This window comes from Streptomyces sp. yr375 (assembly GCF_900110755.1).
Taxonomy (GTDB): domain Bacteria; phylum Actinomycetota; class Actinomycetes; order Streptomycetales; family Streptomycetaceae; genus Streptomyces.
Genome location: NZ_FOFF01000021.1, coordinates 1 through 16,268 on the forward strand (window position 1 = coordinate 1; position 16,268 = coordinate 16,268).

Sequence of the window (16,268 nt, forward strand, 5' to 3'; positions counted from 1 at the left end):
TGCACCACCAGTACTCCTCCAGCGTCTCCCCCTTCCAGGCGAAGACCGGAACACCCTGCGGGTCGTCGGGCGTGCCGTCCGGCCCGACCGCGATCGCGGCGGCCGCGTGGTCCTGGGTCGAGAAGATGTTGCAGGACGCCCAGCGCACCTCCGCGCCCAGCGCCACCAGGGTCTCGATCAGGACAGCGGTCTGCACCGTCATGTGCAGCGAGCCGGTGACACGAGCGCCCGCCAGCGGCTGGGACTCGGCGTACTCCTTGCGGATCGCCATCAGACCCGGCATCTCATGCTCGGCGAGAGTGATCTCCTTACGGCCGAAAACGGCCAGGGAAAGATCGGCGACCTTGAAGTCCTGTCGGTTGTCGACAGTCGTCATGGGGAGCTGCTCCTCGGTGGTTCGGTTCGAGAGGGTGGGTAGGGCTGGTCTGCGCGGCTGTGGGCACATGAGTGCCGGAGGGTTCCCTGAGGGGACCCGGGCATGCCCGTAGTCACGCGCAGCGCAGTCCGTCGGAGGCCCTCTCTCCCTCGGTCGGTCCGCAGTGGGACCGCCCGACCGCCATCAGCAGCGACGTCTGGCTCCGTTCCAAGCTACACCGGAGGCGCCGACTGCCCCAGTCCGCCTCCGGTCGATCGCGCCGGTCAGTGTTCGGCCGGGGGTTGGGCGGGGCCGCCCGGGGTGGCCTTGGGGTCGGGGCCCTTGGCGGCCTCGGTCTCGCTGTAGATGTCGGGTTCGAGGTAGATGACGCGGGCGATGGGGACGGCGGTGCGGATGCGGGTCTCGGCGGCGTTGATGGCGGTGGCGACCTGGGTGGCCGTGTCGTCGTGCTGGACGGCGATCTTGGCGGCGACCAGGAGTTCTTCGGGGCCGAGGTGGAGGGTGCGCATGTGGATGAGGCCGGTGACGGTGTCGCCGTCGACGATGGCGGCCTCGATCTTCTTGACGTCTTCCAGGCCGGCGGCCTCGCCGAGGAGCAGGGACTTGGTCTCGGCGGCCAGGACGAGGGCGATGAGGATGAGGAGGATGCCGATGCAGAGGGTGCCGATGCCGTCCCAGATGCCGTCGCCGGTGAGGAGGGCGAGGCCGACGCCGCCGAGGGCGAGGACGAGACCGATCAGCGCGCCGAAGTCCTCGAGGAGGACGACGGGCAGCTCGGGGGCCTTGGCGCGGCGGACGAACTGGGACCAGGAGAGCGAGCCGCGCAGTTCGTTGGACTCCCGGATGGCGGTGCGGAAGGAGAAGCCCTCGGCGATGATCGCGAAGACGAGGACGCCGATGGGCCAGTACCAGTGCTCGATCTCGTGCGGGTGCTTGATCTTCTCGTAGCCCTCGTAGACGGCGAACATGCCGCCGACGGAGAAGAGGACGATGGAGACGAGGAAGGCGTAGATGTAGCGTTCGCGGCCGTAGCCGAAGGGGTGTTGGGGGGTGGCTTCGCGCTGGGCCTTCTTGCCGCCGATGAGGAGCAGGGCCTGGTTGCCGGAGTCGGCGAGCGAGTGCACGCCTTCGGCGAGCATCGACGACGAGCCGCTGAAGGCGAACGCCACGAACTTCGATGCCGCGATCGCGAGGTTGGCGCCGAGTGCCGCCACGATCGCTTTGGTGCCGCCTGACGCGCTCATGTGTTCGCGTTGTCCCTTCGCCTTCGTCTGTCCGGTTCGTCGGCCGGGTCTTTGCCCGGGCTTTGCCGGTGGGTCATTCTTGCAGCCCTCCGGGGCGACGCCGCGTCAGGTATCCACAAGCCCGGTCAGACAATCACAGTGGCTCGGAAGAGGGTTCCCGCGCCGGAGGCCTCGGTCCGCTCGCCGGCCGGGACGAAGACGGACTGGCCGGGTGTCAGATCGTGTTCTCCGGCCAGGACCGTGCCGGCCGTGCAGAGCAGGATCTGCGGGGTGGCGAGCGTCAGGTCGTGGGCGTCGCCGCCCTCGGTGAGGACGTACCGGGAGAGGCGGAACTCGTCGATCGGGGTGTCGTAGAGCTCTTCGCCGTCGGGGGACGCCTCCGGGCGCAGGATGCCGGGGTCGCCGGGTTCGAAGCGGACGACGCGCAGGAGTTCGGGGACGTCGACGTGCTTGGGGGTGAGGCCGCAGCGCAGGACGTTGTCGGAGTTGGCCATGATCTCGACGCCGAGGCCGCTGAGGTAGGCGTGCGGGATGCCGGCGCCGAGGAACAGGGCCTCGCCGGGCTGGAGTCGGACGTGGTTCAGCAGCATGGCGGCGATGACGCCGGGGTCGCCGGGGTAGTGGTGGGCGATGCCGGCGTAGGGGGCGTAGTCGCCGCCGAGGCGGTCGCAGGCGGTCGCGGCGGCGGTGACGGTGTGGGCGGTCTCCGCGCGGTCGGCGGTGAGGATCGCGGTGAGGACCTCGCGCAGGGCGGCCTCTTCGGGGTGGGCGCGCAGGAGGTCGACGTACGGCTTGAGGGAGTCGACGCCGAGGCCGTCGAGGAGGTCGGCGGCTTGGGCCGGGGCGCGGAAGCCGCAGAGGCCGTCGAACTCGGTGAGGGCGCAGATGAGTTCGGGCTTGTGGTTGGCGTCCTTGTAGTTGCGGTGCGGGGCGTCGACGGGGATGCCGCGGCGCTCTTCGTCCTCGTATCCCTCCTTGGCCTGTGTCAGGTCGGGGTGGACCTGGAGGGAGAGGGGGGCGCCGGCGGCGAGGATCTTGAGGAGGAAGGGGAGGCGGGGGCCGAACTTGCTGACGGTCGGCTCGCCGAGTTCGCGTCGCGGGTCGGCCTCGATGACCTCTACGAGGGTGCCCTGGGCGGTGCGCGAGGGTGCGCCCGGGTGGGCGCCCATCCACATCTCGGCCTGCGGTTCGCCGGTCGGCGTGGTGCCGAGGAGGTGCGGGATCGCGGTGGGGGAACCCCAGGCGTAGGGGCGGATGGTGTTGTCGAGGCGGTCCATGCGGTTCTTTCTGCCGTTCTCTCTGCCTGCGCGTTCTCGGTCGGCTGTCGTATGTCGTCCGTCGTGTGTCGCCCGTTGCCGTCCGCCGTCGGCCGACGGTGGGCTGTCGGTCGTCGGTTGTCGGGGGTGCGTCAGGCTCCTGAGGCGAGGGCCAGGTAGACGGCGGCGAAGTCGGTGGTGGCGATCAGTTCGGCGAGGGTGACGAGTTCGTCGCCTGCCTCGGGTTCGAGTTCGCTGATCGGTGTGTCGTGGCCGAGGGCCAGTTCGCGGGCGGCCGGGGCGGCGGTGAGGCCGCCGATCGGGCGGTCGCGCAGCAGCACCACGCGCGCGTGCAGGGCGGGGGGTTCTTCGACGCGGTCGCGGAAGAAGTCGTCCGGGTCGGCGCTGGCGGCGAGGGGGCCGGCGAGGAGGGCGTTGTGTTCGGCGAGCGCCTCGGGGAGTTCGGCGACGAGGGCGGGGCGGCCGGCGAGTTCGGCGAGGGCGGCGGCGAAGCGGCGGCCCGCGGGGCCGGCCGAGGTGCCTTCGGTCCAGATCACCGGGAGGGCGTCGGCGAGTTCGGCGGCCAGGGTCTTCGCCGGGTTGCTGTAGGTCGCGATGGCGGGGCCGCAGCGTTCGGCGATCCGGTCGAGCCGGTCGGCGACCTTCTCGATCTCCTCGGGCGGGGCGGAGAGCAGGGCGATGCGGTCGAGGAGGGCGAGGAGGGGGGTGAGGAGGGCCCACAGGACGCCGGGGGCGGACGCGGCGACGGGGGGCTGCTCGTCCTGTTCGTACGGGGCGGTGGCCAGCGGGACGAAGAGGCCGTGCGTGGCGGTGAGCGCCTCGCCGAGGGGGGTGGCGGCGGGGGCCACGGCGACGACGGTGCAGCCTCGCCGGTAGGCCTGCTCGGCGAGGAGCGAGAGGCCGGGTTCGCTGCCGTCGGGGGTGGTGATGAGGAGCAGGTCCACGGAGCCTGCCCAGCCGGGGAGTTCCCAGCGCAGGGCGCCTGCGGCGGGGGCGACTCCGGTGGGCGCCAGGCGGATGACGGGGCAGGCGGCGCCGGCGAGGGTGCCGAGGAGGTCGGCGACGCAGGTGGCGGCGGCGCCGGGGCCCGCGATGAGGATCGCGCGCGGGCGGCCGTCCGGTTTGAGCGCGTGGACGCCGGCCTCGGCCGCGTGCCGGGCGGCCGTGCGGACGCGGGCGCCGGCCTCGGCCGCGCCGCGCAGGAGGGCTCGGCGGTCGGCCTCGGCGAGGGCCTCCGGCGTGTCGAGCAGCGAGTCGTCGAGCATGGCGGCAGTCTCCGATCGCCTGGGGCGTCGTCGGGTTGCGGGGCCCGGGGCGGGTGTGGCGGCGGGGGTTGGGGGCCGAGCTGTATCCCGTTCGCCCGTTCGCCCGTTCGCCCGTTCCTCCGGGTTCCGGTCCCAGGTCCCAGTCCCCGGTTTCTTCCCCGCGGTGTGCTGTTACGCGGGGTTGCGGGCCTCGTCGACGAGGAGGACGGGGATGCCGTCGCGGACGGGGTACGCCAGACCGCAGTCCTGGCCCGTGCAGATCAGCTCCGTGTCCTGCACCTTGAGGGGGGCGTGGCAGGCGGGGCAGGCGAGGATCTCCAGGAGGCCGGCTTCGAGCGGCATGGGGTTTCCCTTCGGGGTGGCGGGTGTGTGGTGCGGTGCGCGGATGCGCCTGGTCGCGGATGTGCCTGGTCAGGGTACCGCTGGTGGGGGTGGGGTGCGGGGGTTGCCGGCCGCTCCGGGTACGGGGTTCAGGCTCGGATGACGGCGAGGGCCTCGTCGCGGATTTTGGTCATCGTCGGTTCGTCGCGGGCTTCCGCGTTGAGGCGGAGGAGGGGTTCCGTGTTGGAGGGGCGGACGTTGAACCACCAGTCGGTGGCGGAGACGGTGAGGCCGTCGAGTTCGTCCAGGGTGACGTCCGCGCGGTTGCCGTAGGCCGCCTTGATCGCGGCGATGCGGTCGGCCTGGTCGGCGACCGTGGAGTTGATCTCGCCGGAGCCGGTGTAGCGGTCGTAGGCGGAGACCAGTGCGGACAGGGGGGCGTCCTGGCCGCCCAGGGCCGCGAGGACGTGGAGGGCGGCCAGCATGCCGGTGTCGGCGTTCCAGAAGTCCTTGAAGTAGTAGTGGGCCGAGTGTTCGCCGCCGAAGATCGCGCCGGAGCGGGCCATCTCCGCCTTGATGAAGGAGTGGCCCACGCGGGTGCGGACGGGGGTGCCGCCGTTCTCGCGCACCACCTCCGGGACGGTCCGGGAGGTGATCAGGTTGTGGATGATCGTGCCCTTGCCGCCGTTGCGGGCGAGTTCGCGGGCGGCGACCAGGGCCGTGATCACGGACGGGGAGACCGGCTCGCCCCGCTCGTCGACGACGAAGCAGCGGTCGGCGTCGCCGTCGAAGGCGAGGCCGAGGTCGGCTTCCTCTTCGCGGACGCGCCTTTGCAGGTCCACGAGGTTGGCCGGGTCCAGGGGGTTGGCCTCGTGGTTGGGGAAGGTGCCGTCCAACTCGAAGTACAGGGGCACGAGGGTCAGGGGCAGGCCCTCGAAGACCGTGGGGACGGTGTGGCCGCCCATGCCGTTGCCCGCGTCGACCACGACCTTCAGGGGGCGGATGGAGGTCAGGTCGACAAGTCCGCGGAGGTGCGCCGCGTAGTCCTTCAACGTGTCGGTCCGGGAGATCGTTCCCGGCTCCGCCGCCGTCTTGGGCGCGGCATCGGCGTCGCGGGCGTCCGTGTCCGTATCCGTATCCGCGTCCCTGTCCATCCAGCCTTCCACCAGTTCGCGGATCTCCGTCAGGCCGGTGTCCTGGCCTACGGGGGCCGCGCCCGCGCGGCACAGCTTGATGCCGTTGTAGCGGGCCGGGTTGTGCGAGGCCGTGAACATGGCGCCGGGCAGGTTCAGCGCGCCCGAGGCGTAGTAGAGCTGGTCCGTGGAGCACAGGCCGATCTGTGTGACGTGCACGCCGCGTGCCGCCGCTCCGCGCGCGAAGGCGTCGGTGAGGCCGGGTGAGGAGGGGCGCATGTCGTGGCCGACGACGATCGCCTCGGCGCCGGTCACCTGGGCGAAGGCGGCCCCGAAGAGCTCGGCCAGGGACTCGTCCCACTGGTCGGGGACCACCCCGCGCACGTCGTACGCCTTCACGATCTGTGACAGATCAGCAGCCACGGCCAGCCTTCCTGAAGTCCTTGAAGCCCCTGAGGCCCTTGACGTCCTATGGGTCACCACAAACTACCCGGGCCGCTTCGGCGTCGGCTGTGAGGTCTCCGTCGGTCGAGGGCGGGGGCCAGGAGTTGCGGGGACGGGCCCGGCTCGTGGGCGGTCGCGGCCCATTCCTTCAGCGCCACGCGCGCGTGGACGCCCAGTACGGCCGCGATGACGATCCCGGCGAGCAGGACGAGCGGTACGACGAGGGCGAGCAGCGGGGTCTGGCGACCCGCCGCAGAGGCCACGGTGTCCAGCGGCAGGGCCGGTGACCTGGGCCAGGGGCACGACCGGGGCGCCCATCGCGCCGAAGGCGACGGGTGCGGACGGTCATCCGGTACACCCGCAGGGCGTTGACGACGATCCACGGGATCGGGAAGAGGCCGAAGACGCTCCCTGGGCGGCGCTGGAGAGCGTCTGGCGATGGGCGTGCGGTAAGGGGCGAGGCGGGCGACCAGAACGGCCGTCAGAAGGCCGGTCAGGCCCGCCAGATGGGCTTCGAGGCGGACGGCGCCGAGGAGGACCAGGACAATCACGAGGGGCAGGGCCGCGACGAGGGCGGACAGGCCGAGCGAGCTGGCGGCGGGTTCGAGTTCCTGGACGTACACGGGTGCACCCGATCCCGACCACAGTCCCGGCCCCGGTCACGTTTCCGGTGGTGTTCCGTCGCGCGGAAAGCGGTTTCTCGGTTTCGGCTGGACGGGATGGTCGTATCCGCGACGACGGCACGTCAATCGGCGTGCGTCAGTCTGTGGGGCGGGAAGTGGTCAGTTGTCCGGCGAGCGGAGGACTCGGAGGTGGCCGCGGCGGGCGACCTCCATGGGGTCTACCGCGCGTCGGCCTGCGCCGGGGCCGGCCGTGCGGTCCTGGGGGCGGGCCGCTTCGCGGACGGCGTTGGCAAGCGCTTCCAGGTCGTCGCCGCTGGGGCGCGCGGGGGCCGAGCTGTCGAGGAGCCGGACGACCTCCCAGCCGCGCGGGGCGGTGAGGCGCTCGGAGTGCTCGGCGCACAGGTCGTAGCAGTGGGGTTCGGCGTAGGTGGCGAGCGGGCCGAGGACCGCGGTCGAGTCGGCGTAGACGTACGTCAGCGTCGCGACGGCGGGTCGGCCGCAGGCGGTGCGCGAACAGCGACGTACAGGGCTCACGACGTTGGACGGTACCGCACTCTTGAACGGGCCGCGACGACTCTCCACCAGGTCACTCCACCGTGTCGGGTTGCGAAACGCCCCACGCGCCACTCCAGTCATACCCCGCTGACCTGCGCGAACACCAGTCATTCGGCGCAGGAAGACGTCGGTCCGCGGTCATCGTGTGGCACAAACAGCATCAATTGCCGCGAGTTCGCCGGTCTGGGAGAGATACGGATTCGAGCCCAACCTTGGCTGGAATGGTCATCCTGTGACATGCGGCGCGGGCCGGGGACCGGGTCGGGGCGGGGCTACGCTTCAGTAGTGATGGACAGCCCCGTACCGCCCCCCGCCGCAGGCCCCGGCCCCCGTCGTCGCGATCGCCACGGACGGGGCATGCGGGGGCCGATCGCGCCGCCCCAGGTGCCGTTGGCCGCCAGCCGCGCGGAGGTGTTCGCGGATCTCGTGCAGGACTCCGTGGAGCGGCTGGAGCGGCGGTGGCCGCAGCTCGCCGACATCGACTTCGTGGTGCTGGAGGTGCCGCGCCTGGACGCGACCCCGGAGCCGTGGAACGACGAGGCCGTCCCGTTGGGCGGGACGATGGCCGCGCGTGAGGGGCGGCGGGCGCGGGTCGTGGTCTACCGGCGGCCGGTGGAGATCCGCACCAAGGGGCGCGACGAACGGGCCGCGTTGGTGCACGAGGTGGTCGTGGAGCAGGTCGCGGAGCTGCTGGGGCAGACGCCGGAGGCGGTGGATCCGCGCTACGGCGAGGACTGAGCGCCGCCCGGCCCGGCGCTCCCTCTGTTGCCGCTCGGTCATCCCTCTTTCGGGGTACCTCTGCCGCCCGTTCGGGTCAGTGCCTGCTTCTGCCTGCCTCTGCCTACTTCTGCAGGACCGCGACGTCCTCGTCGGCCTCCGGTACGGCCACCGTGCCCCGGTCGTCCGGCAGGGTCTGGATCGTGAAGCCCGGGACGCCCTCCTCGGTGGCCGCGAGGGTGCGGGAGGCGTAGACCGGGGTGTCGGTGAGGGGTTCCACGGTGAGCGCGTAGGTGCCCTTCAGGCCGGTGGGGACGACGAGTTCGACGTCCTGGGTGGTGCCGGCCTTGACGGTGTACGTCCTGGAGACGGCCGTGCCGCCGCCGCTGCCCGCGGACGCGGTGACCTTGACCTTGGCGGTGCCCTTGGGGGCCGTCAGGGAGAGGGTGACGCCCTTGGCGCTGTTGTCGGCGACGGACGCGCGCGTGCCGACCGGGGCGGTGGCGGGGATGAACGCCGACTCCTGGTTCGCGCCCTTGCCGCGCAGGACCCGTACGGCCGCGACGACGGGGACCGACGCGTCCGTCGGGGTCAGGATCAGGGAGCCCGCTTCCCCGCGCGTGAGGTCGCCCAGGTCGACCGAGGTCGTCATGCCCGCCTTGACATGGAGCGTCTCGTGGCCGGCGGGGGTGATCAGACCTGAGGGGGAGGCGAGTTGCACCTTGAGGTCCGCGTCGGCCTGGCCCGGCGCGTAGGCGACGAGGCGGACGGCGGTGGCGTCCTTGGGGATGCCCGGGATGACCTGACTGGCCGCCGGTTCGGTGGCGGCCGCCAGCCAGTCGCCGCCGAGCTTCTCGTCCAGGGCCTGTACGGCGGCCCCCAGACGGCCGCTGCGGACGTTGACGTGGACGGTGAGGTCCTCCTGCTTCTCGGTGGTGAGCGTGGACAGCAGGATCGGCTCGCTGGAGTGCGCCGGGACCGTGATGCCCTCCCCGACCGTGCTCGCGAGGGCGCCGGTCTTGCCGAAGAGTTCGAGGTCGACGACGGCGGCGGAGTCGTCCGGGTTGGTGAGGTGGACGTAGTCCGTGCGGTCGGGGAGCGTGCTGGCGCCCGGGAACCAGAACTCGGTGTCCGGCGCGGTGCAGGTGACGCCCTGGAGGCCGCGGCCGCTGCCGGCGGCGACCTCCGTGGTCTCCTGGACGGTCCAGCCGGGCGCGAACTTGCCCTCGGCGGTGCCCAGGAGCGCGGGCGCGGCGCCGCCGGTGGTGTCGCCGACGGCCGGGGTGCCGGGTGCCTTGGGTGTGACGGCGGGCTTGGCGGCCGGCTTCTTCTTGGCGCCGGCCTTGCCGTCCGCCTTGTCGCTCTCCGTGGTGCCCGCCGTGTCCGCCGACTCCTCGGTGGCGGCCGTGAGTTCGGCCGTGCCGTCGGCGCCGGTGCCCTGGGTGACCGGGGTGAAGGACGTGTACGACGTCTCGGCGAGTTCGGAGGTGCTGGGCGCGGGGCAGAGCAGGCTGGTGCGCTCGACGGGCAGTTCGGCCGCCGCCTTGGTGGTGTCCGGGGCGGCGGTGTCCGGCTGGTTGAGCGTGGCGAACCCGGTGACGGCGGCGAGTGCGGCCGTGCCGGCGATCAGGGACAGGGTGGTGCGGTTCACTGCTGGCTCCCGTCGGGGCGCTCACTGCCGGTGCCGTGGGGGTGCTGGGCCGGGTCGTAGGCGGGGTCGTAGCCGCCCTGGCCGTAGGCCGACGGGTCGTAGCCCTGCTGCTGGTAGGTCGGGTCGTACGGCTGCTGCTGGGTCTGGCCGTCGTAGGCGTACGGGTCGTACTGGCCGGCCTGGTAGGGGTCGTAGGACTGCTGGTCGTAGCCGCCCTGCTGGTACTGCTGGGCGTTCTGGTACTGCTCGGCCGGGTAGCCGCCGCCGTACTCGGCCGCCTGGTAGCCCGCCTGGTCCCACTCTCCGTAGGGCTGCTGCTGCGGGACGGCGGCCGGGGTCTGCTCCTCCTTCGGAGGAGCGGGGAACTCCTCGCCCTGGAGGGGCTCTTGGGTGTCGGGGTCGGTGTCCGCCTCGGCCTGGGCGCGCAGGCGGCGAGCGCGGCGGCCCTCGCCCTCGGTGGCCTGGGCGGGGATCGGCTCCTCCTCGGGGAGGTCGTCGTCGACGTCGCGGCGGCGGCCGGGGAGGGCGAGGACGACCAGGACGAGGGCGAGCAGGCCCTGCGCCCACAGCCAGGCGGTGTGGGTGAACGGGTCGTCGTAGGTGACGTCCAGTTTGCCGCCGGTGGCGGGGAGTTCGAAGCCCTGGGCCCAGCCGTCGACGGTGGTGCGAGTGAGGGGCTTGCCGTCGAGGGTGGCCGTCCAGCCGTCGGCGGCGGTGTCGGCCAGGCGCAGGACGCGGCTGCCGGTGCCGTCGGGGACGGTGGTGTGGAGGTCGACGGGGCCCGCGGCGACCGGGGTCGCCGTGCCCTTGCCGTCGGCGGCGACGATCGCCGCGCGGGAGACCTCCTGGTCGACCCGCCACAGGGCGCTGCCGTCCTGCTGGCTGAGCCGCTTCAGGCCGGGGGTGGCGTCCAGGACGCGGGTGACCTGGCGGGGGGCGCCCTTGTGGACGAGGACGTAGCCCACGGCGAACTTGCCGAGCTGGTCGGCCTGGTCGGCGCCGGAGCCGGCGACGAGGTTGGCGACGACCTTGTCGAGCTGCTTGTTCTCGCCGTCGGCGGCGGCGAGTTCGGCGTCGCCGAGGCGGGCGCCGGAGCCGCGGACCAGCATGTAGCCGACATGGGCGGCGGAGTCGCTGTCGAGGACGAGGGTACGGGCCTGGTCGCGGTCACCGGCCTCCTCGGCGACGAACGCGGGCACCTGGACGGGGTCGCGGCGCTCCAGGGGGCCGTCGGCGCCGCCGATCATCCAGCCGGCGGCGACGAGCAGCGGCCCGGCGGCCGAGGCGAAGGCGATGAGGACGGCGACGGGCTGACGCCAGCCGAAGCTCTGCTCGGCGACACGCGTGCGTGCCCCGTCGGCGCCGATGACGGCGGCGGCGAGGAGGGCGATGCCGTAGACGAGGGTGGCGGGGCCGGCCCAGGTGGAGGCGTTGGACAGGACCGCGAAGACGAGGCCCACCAGGGCGACCGCCCAGGCCGCCCAGACGCCGAAGTGGCGCTCGGAGCGCAGCAGGGCGGCGAGCGCGGCCAGCACGATGCCGATGAGCATCAGGCCGTCGACGGTGCCGGGGCCGCCGGGGCTGGCGCCGAGCAGGTCGAACGCGGTGGCGGTGGACGGGCCGTAGTCGAGGCCTGCCTGGGTGAAGAAGCCGAACGGCAGCAGGGTCAGCGACCAGGGCACGAGGATCAGCAGGGGGGTGCCGAGCTGGGCCAGGAAGCGCAGGCCGTAGGCGGTGATGTCGCGGCGGCGCACGGCCAGGACGGCGAGGCCGAGGACGAGGGCGATGGGCCAGACGATCGGCGTGAACGCGGTGGTGATCGCCAGCAGCAGCGCGTACGCCCAGGTGGCGCGCCAACTGCCGCGGGCGCCGGAGGTGTGCGTCAGGCCGCTCGCGGCGACGCCCGCGCGGGCGATGAGCGGCAGCAGGACGGCCAGGACGGCGGTGCCGACGCGGCCGCCCGCGAGGGCGCCGGTGGCGGCCGGCAGGAAGGCGTAGCCGACGGCCGCCCACGCGCGCAGGAGGCGCGATTCGACCAACGGCCGGGACGCGAAGTAGGCGGTGAAGCCGGCCAGCGGCACCGAGCAGACGAGCAGCACGGTGAGGGCGAGGCCGGTCGAGCCGAGCAGCAGGGTGGCCAGCGTCGCGATGATCGCGAGGTAGGGCGGGGCGGCTGGGGTGCCGCCGACGCCGACCGGATGCCAGGCGTCGACGTAGCGCGACCACAGCTCGGAGGCGTCGGCCGGGGCGGGCAGCAGGGCGCCGCCCGCGAGGGCTCCGCCGCCGAGGAGGTTGCGGCAGGCGACCAGGGAGACGAGCAGGAGGATCAGGAAGAGCACCGGGCCGGGTTTGCGGGCGATGCGCTTGAGGCGGGCGAACTGCTCGATCTCCAGGAAGTCGGCGTCGTCGCCGCCGGGTCCGGACTCGACGGCTCCGCCGTGCCGGCCCGCGCCGGCGGCGGCCTCGGGTTCGTCGGAGCCGAAGAAGTCGCCGGCGACCTGTTCGACGGTGGCCCGCACGGTCGCGCCGGGGGGCGGGAACAGGGCGCGCAGTTCGTCCTTGTCGACCGTCGGCTTCCCGCGGCTGCGCCGCCCGGCGATGATCCGCTCGGGGCGCACCAGGGTGCCCAGCAGGCCGCGGATCTCGTCGACGGCCTGTCCGGGGACCTTGCCGACGAGGTAGGCGACCGTGCGCAGCATGGTGCCGAGGAGCAGGCGCACCAGGATCCAGGGCAGCAGGGCGGTGCGGCTGTTGACGAGGAGGGTGTAGACGGCGCCGGCCTTGTCGACCTTGTGCGGGGAGGCGCTGGTGCGGCCCGCGCAGTCGACGGCGCGGCGCTCGCGGGAGGCGGCCTCGGCGTGCCGTACGACGGCCTCGGGGGCGATGAGGACGCGGTGGCCGGCGGCCTGTGCGCGCCAGCACAGGTCGACGTCGTCGCGCATCAGGGGCAGGCGGCGGTCGAAGCCGCCGAGCTGGTCGAAGACGTCGCGGCGGATCAGCATGCCGGCGGTGGACACGGACAGCACGGACCGGACGTGGTCGTGCTGGCCCTGGTCCTGTTCGCGGCGGTCCAGGCCGGTCCAGCGGCGGCCGGAGTGGGCGATGGTGACGCCGACCTCGAGGAGCTGGCGGCGGTCGTACCAGCCGCGGAGCTTGGGGCCGACGACCGCCACGTCGTCACGGCCGAGTTCGAGTTCGTTCTCCACGACGCGCAGCAGTTCGGCCAGTGCGCCGGGTTCGGGGGCGCAGTCGTCGTGCAGCAGCCACAGCCACTGGACGGGCTCTCCGTGCGGGAGCTCCGGCAGGTCGTAGGCGTCGTCGCGCCACGCGCGCGTGACGGGGTCCCAGCCGCTGGGGCGCTTGAGGTACGGCAGTTCCTCGGGGGTGAGGACCGGGGCCGTGCGGTTGGCCTCCTCGATGGCCTGGCCGAAGCCGGTGCGGCGGGCGAGGTGCAGGACGCGGTCGTCGCCGAGGGCTTCGGCGACCAGGCGCGCGGAGTCGTCCGAGCTGCCGGTGTCGGCGGCCATGACGGACTGGACGGGGCGCTCCTGGCCGAGCAGCCCGGCGAGCGCGTCGGGCAGCCAGCGGGCACCGTCGTGGGAGACGATCACCGCGGTCACGACATGACGCGGGAACTCAGGTGTGGCAGCGCTGTCTTGACGGGCTGCCGTGTGGCTGTGCACGGACATCGAGGTACGGGCCCCGGTTCGGTGGACTGCGGTGGACGCCTGCGTCGCCCGGGGGCGGCGGGGTGTCTCGGACGAGCGCCCACACTATCGGCTGGGCAAGGCGACGGCCCGCCGCCTGTGGACAACCCACCTGCGACGGGCCGTTCGGACCCTGGTTCCTCGATATCGCGATGCCGTGCCGCCGTGGTGCCGGTGTGGAGCGGGGCACCTGTGTGCGGCGAAGCACCTGTGTGGGGCGGGGCACCTGTGTGGGGCGGACGGTTCTCAGACCGCCGCCTTCTTCAGCCGGCGGCGCTCCCGTTCGGACAGGCCGCCCCAGATGCCGAATCTCTCGTCGTTGGAGAGTGCGTACTCGAGGCATTCGGAGCGGACCTCGCAGGCGAGGCAGACCTTCTTGGCCTCGCGGGTGGAGCCGCCCTTCTCGGGGAAGAAGGACTCGGGATCGGTCTGGGCGCACAGTGCGCGCTCCTGCCAGCCGAGTTCCTCGTCCGCGTCGTCGACGTCGACCAGCAGTTGCTGCACCAGCTCGGTCATGTGCGCCCCTCGCTCTGTCTTTCGCGTCCCCGTGACGTGGCCGTTACCGATATCGGCTGAACGACACGAGTGAAATTACAAGTGTGCTGCTCCGGGCGAGTCAAGCCGAGATCTGCTATTGGGCCCCTTATTCACTCTGCGGAACCAAGGCCGAGCGGTAAGTGTTCAAATCGGCCTAAACCTTGACAAGCAGATGAAGCCCGGAGGAGCCCGGAGAAGCCTGGCGGACCACCGGCCCCGCACGGTGCTCGCACAAGGAAGGACGCCCGGAGGATCGATCTCGTTGCGGCACGCGCGCGAAGCGAACCGGATCACCGTCGGATTCACAGGATCGCCACAAGGCGTGCGCGCCCGGCTTGTGCCCCATGTGTCCCGGCCGACGCACACACAAACCTTTCACCTCGGAGATGAACCGGATGAGGTGAAGCATGTCCCACATACCGGGCGTCGAGTTGACAGTGCGGGTGTGAACCGCTGTCCTTGTGGGCATGCTCGCGAACTTGGCACTCACCTCGACCGGCTCCGCCGGATCCCACGGTGCTGCCCGCGCTCGCTGTAGCTGTTGTCGCTGTTCCCACCGTTGAGCCCAACGCGCTCCGGCTGATCCTCCCGAGTCCACCGCGACTCGGCCGTCTTTCCCCACGGCCCACACCAGGGCGCCCCTGTTCCGCCCGTGATCCGGGCGGACGGTACGCGACACCCGGCAAGCCCCCCCCACTCTTCCGCCTCTTCCGCCGAGGAACCCCGCACCCTATGAACAGCGACAGCGACCTCCAGATCGCCGGCGACATCCTCGAAGTCCCGCACCTCCTCCAGGCACCGCGCGAGCACCCGGCCACCGTCGCCGAGTTCGTCGGCCTGGCCCGCTCCATCGCCGCCGACCGTGCCCAGTGGGAACACCTGGTCCGGTACGACGCCACGGCCCGCTGGTACCACCGGCTGCGCACCGGCCCCGGCTACGAGGTGTGGCTGCTGTCCTGGGTGCCCGGCCAGGGCAGCGGGCTGCACGACCACGGCCCCTCCTCCGGTGTGCTCACCGTCCTGGACGGCGAGCTGACCGAGCGCACCGAGCGCGGCAAGCGTGCGCTGGGGGCGGGCGCGCAGCGGGTGTTCGCGCCGGGGTACGTGCACGAGGTCGTCAACGACGCGTTGGAGGCCGCCGTGAGCCTGCACGTGTACTTCCCGGGGCTCACGGAGATGCCGATGCACACCGCGTGCGCGGCCGCCGGGTCTCACGGATCTCATGGGTCTCATGGGTCTCATGGGTCTCATGGGTCTCATGGGTCTCATGGGCAAGTGGACGCCGTCAGCGCGTAGACGGGCTTCGTCGGCGGGGCGGTGACGGGCTTCGTCGGCGGGTGGGTGGACGGGGTCGGCTCGTACGGGTGAGCGGGTTATCCACATGCGGGCGGTTGTCCACAACCGGCCGTCGCGTTGTCGTAGGCGCCTGCAAGACTTGGTCTCATGCGCATTGTGGTTCTGGCAGGCGGCATCGGCGGTGCCCGTTTCCTGCGCGGTCTGAAGCAGGCCGTGCCGGACGCGGACATCACGGTCATCGGCAACACCGGCGACGACATCCATCTCTTCGGGCTGAAGGTCTGCCCCGACCTCGACACGGTGATGTACACGCTCGGCGGCGGCATCAACGAGGAACAGGGCTGGGGTCGGGCCGAGGAGACCTTCCACCTCAAGGAGGAGCTCGCGGCGTACGGTGCCGGGCCCGGGTGGTTCGGGCTGGGCGACCGGGACTTCGCCACGCACATCGTGCGGACGCAGATGATCGGCGCCGGCTATCCGCTGAGCGCGGTGACCGAGGCGCTGTGCGACCGGTGGAAGCCGGGGGTGCGGCTGATCCCCATGACGGACGACCGGGTCGAGACGCATGTGGCCGTCGAGGTCGACGGCGAGCACAAGGCCGTCCACTTCCAGGAGTACTGGGTGCGGCTGCGGGCGGCGGTGCCGGCGGCGGCGGTCGTGCCCGTGGGCGCCGAGCAGGCGAAGCCGGCGCCCGGGGTGCTGGAGGCGATCGCGGGGGCGGACGTGGTCCTCTTCCCGCCGTCGAATCCGATCGTCTCCGTCGGCACGATCCTCGCCGTGCCCGGCATCCGGGAGGCGATCGCCGAGGCCGGGGTGCCGGTGGTGGGCCTGTCCCCCATCGTCGGAGACGCTCCGGTGCGCGGCATGGCCGACAAGGTGCTCGCGGCGGTCGGTGTGGAGTCGACGGCCGCGGCGGTGGCCGAGCACTACGGTCCGGGGCTGCTCGACGGCTGGCTCGTCGACACCGTGGACGCGGGCACGGTGGAGCGGGTCGAGGCGGCGGGGATCCGCTGCCGGGCCGTACCGCTGATGATGAGCGACCTCGACGCGACCGCGCGGATGGCCCGGGAGGCGTTGAAGCTGGCGGAGGAGGTGCGGGGGGCGTGAGCGGTTCCGTCGAGG

13 protein-coding genes and 1 pseudogene are annotated in these 16,268 nt (G+C 72.4%); 3 read left to right on the forward strand and 11 right to left on the reverse strand.

The window, feature by feature from the left end; all coding sequences use genetic code 11:
* The 8 genes and pseudogenes from BMZ82_RS21100 to BMZ82_RS21135 all read right to left on the reverse strand — a co-directional run.
* The coding region (locus BMZ82_RS21100) for an adenosylhomocysteinase (protein ID WP_143098883.1) at positions 1–376 on the reverse strand (376 nt) is incomplete at its 3' end.
* Between the two features lie 263 nt (positions 377–639).
* Positions 640–1,620, reverse strand: a complete 981-nt coding sequence (locus BMZ82_RS21105; protein WP_093778053.1) for a cation diffusion facilitator family transporter — start codon at positions 1,618–1,620, stop codon at positions 640–642.
* Between the two features lie 125 nt (positions 1,621–1,745).
* Entirely contained in the window at positions 1,746–2,897 is a 1,152-nt protein-coding gene (gene manA, locus BMZ82_RS21110; protein ID WP_093778055.1) for a mannose-6-phosphate isomerase, class I, read from the reverse strand.
* Between the two features lie 131 nt (positions 2,898–3,028).
* Positions 3,029–4,162, reverse strand: coding sequence for an SIS domain-containing protein (locus tag BMZ82_RS21115; RefSeq protein WP_093778057.1), 1,134 nt, complete (start codon positions 4,160–4,162; stop codon positions 3,029–3,031).
* 171 nt (positions 4,163–4,333) lie between these two features.
* Positions 4,334–4,504, reverse strand: coding sequence for a Trm112 family protein (locus BMZ82_RS21120; protein ID WP_093778059.1), 171 nt, complete (start codon positions 4,502–4,504; stop codon positions 4,334–4,336).
* Positions 4,505–4,632: 128 nt separating this feature from the next.
* On the reverse strand, positions 4,633–6,039 hold the full coding sequence (locus BMZ82_RS21125) for a phosphomannomutase/phosphoglucomutase (RefSeq protein WP_093778061.1): 1,407 nt from the start codon (positions 6,037–6,039) through the stop codon (positions 4,633–4,635).
* A 218-nt stretch (positions 6,040–6,257) separates the two neighbouring features.
* Positions 6,258–6,683: pseudogene (locus BMZ82_RS21130) on the reverse strand (L-lactate permease); the annotation flags it as partial.
* Between the two features lie 159 nt (positions 6,684–6,842).
* Positions 6,843–7,265 (reverse strand): DUF3499 domain-containing protein, encoded by a 423-nt coding sequence (locus BMZ82_RS21135; protein ID WP_093778063.1) that lies wholly within the window; start codon positions 7,263–7,265, stop codon positions 6,843–6,845.
* 330 nt (positions 7,266–7,595) lie between these two features.
* Between BMZ82_RS21135 and BMZ82_RS21140 the strand changes: the two genes are divergently transcribed.
* Positions 7,596–7,976 carry a metallopeptidase family protein gene (locus tag BMZ82_RS21140; RefSeq protein ID WP_093778065.1) on the forward strand — a complete coding sequence of 127 codons (381 nt, stop codon included), beginning with the start codon at positions 7,596–7,598 and terminating at the stop codon, positions 7,974–7,976.
* A gap of 103 nt (positions 7,977–8,079) precedes the next feature.
* Here BMZ82_RS21140 and BMZ82_RS21145 read toward each other — a convergent pair whose 3' ends face one another.
* The 3 genes from BMZ82_RS21145 to BMZ82_RS21155 all read right to left on the reverse strand — a co-directional run bounded on the left by BMZ82_RS21145 (position 8,080) and on the right by BMZ82_RS21155 (position 13,829).
* The gene (locus BMZ82_RS21145) at positions 8,080–9,606 is read right to left on the reverse strand and encodes a DUF5719 family protein (protein WP_093778067.1); all 1,527 of its coding nucleotides are present in this window, start codon (positions 9,604–9,606) and stop codon (positions 8,080–8,082) included.
* Positions 9,603–13,295, reverse strand: a complete 3,693-nt coding sequence (locus tag BMZ82_RS21150; protein ID WP_093778069.1) for a glycosyltransferase family 2 protein — start codon at positions 13,293–13,295, stop codon at positions 9,603–9,605. The genes BMZ82_RS21145 and BMZ82_RS21150 overlap by 4 nt, the downstream gene beginning before the upstream one ends.
* Positions 13,296–13,559: 264 nt before the next feature.
* A complete protein-coding gene (locus BMZ82_RS21155) occupies positions 13,560–13,829 on the reverse strand; it encodes a WhiB family transcriptional regulator (RefSeq protein WP_069768511.1) in 270 nt (89 codons plus the stop codon).
* Between the two features lie 753 nt (positions 13,830–14,582).
* On the opposite strand from BMZ82_RS21155, the gene BMZ82_RS21165 reads away from it, so the two are divergent.
* A complete protein-coding gene (locus BMZ82_RS21165; protein ID WP_256252030.1) occupies positions 14,583–15,146 on the forward strand; it encodes a cysteine dioxygenase in 564 nt (187 codons plus the stop codon).
* Between the two features lie 147 nt (positions 15,147–15,293).
* A complete protein-coding gene (gene cofD, locus BMZ82_RS21170; protein ID WP_093778073.1) occupies positions 15,294–16,253 on the forward strand; it encodes a 2-phospho-L-lactate transferase in 960 nt (319 codons plus the stop codon).
* Positions 16,254–16,268: the final 15 nt, after the last annotated feature.